General features: G+C 31.2%; 1 protein-coding gene. It reads left to right on the top strand.

Translation table 11 applies throughout. The features are described 5' to 3' along the window. Positions 1-1,050 (top strand): leucine-rich repeat domain-containing protein (locus tag WH52_RS14725; protein WP_394335053.1); only part of this gene is annotated, 1,050 nt, incomplete at both ends.

Here is a 1,050-nt window from a genome sequence, read left to right as displayed (position 1 = left end):
ATTACCAGATGAGTTAACAAATATTTCAAGTTTAAAGAAGTTGAATTTGAGTAATAATGAATTAACTGCACTTCCAGAAAGTATAGGTAATTTAAATAATTTAGAGGAGTTAACATTAAATCATCAATCGAAGCAAGAGAATAATGAGACGATAAGAACACTAACAAGTATACCATTATCTACTAAGGATTTAACAAAGTTAATTACATTTAATGCTTCTACAAATAAACTTTCAGGTTTAATAGATTTAAGTGGTACCAATACATTACGTTATTTAAATTTGAATGATAATGAAGTAGAAGACTTAAAGTTGGGAGATTATGTAACAGGAGTTCATGTAAGTTATAACATAAGTCAAAACCCGTTTATAACCTGTGTGGAGGTTCCAACAAGTGCGATTACTCATTGGACAAATGGTTTACAAAGAGATAATGGAGTTGCAATAAGTGATAGTTGTTCGGGTTATCGAGTACCTCAAACAGAGCGACAAGCATTGATTGATTTATATAATGCGACAGGAGGAGGAGATACATGGACAGGTACTAATTGGGATACAGATCCTACTCGTTTAACTAATGTAGGTTCTTGGCAAGGAGTCACTACAGAGTTAATTAATGGACAAAAACATGTTACTAAATTAAGCTTATCAGGAAAAGGGTTAAAAGGAGATATACCGGCTTCAATAAAAGATTTACCTGAATTAACAGAGATAAACTTAACAGGAGATATTTATGTAACTCAAACAGAAAGCATACAAAGCTTGCCAAAAGAAATAGGAGAGTTAAGCAAATTAGAGAGATTAAGTTTAGGTAACAATGATTTAAGTAGTTTACCAGATGAAATTAGTAATTTAAGTAGTTTAACATATTTATGGTTACGAAATAACTCATTAACGAGTTTGCCAACTACAATAGGTAGTTTTACGAAGCTAGAAGAGTTGTATTTAGATGGTCAAAGAGATCATACGAGTAATAATGCAAAGACATTAACGAGTTTGCCAAATGAGATTGGTAGTATTGGAACGTTGAAAAAGTTAGATTTAAATAACAA

Source organism: Tenacibaculum holothuriorum (genome assembly GCF_002120225.1).
Lineage (GTDB): Bacteria > Bacteroidota > Bacteroidia > Flavobacteriales > Flavobacteriaceae > Polaribacter > Polaribacter holothuriorum.
Note: the sequence above shows the minus strand (reverse complement) of the source record. Positions and strands in the feature narration are given on the sequence as shown.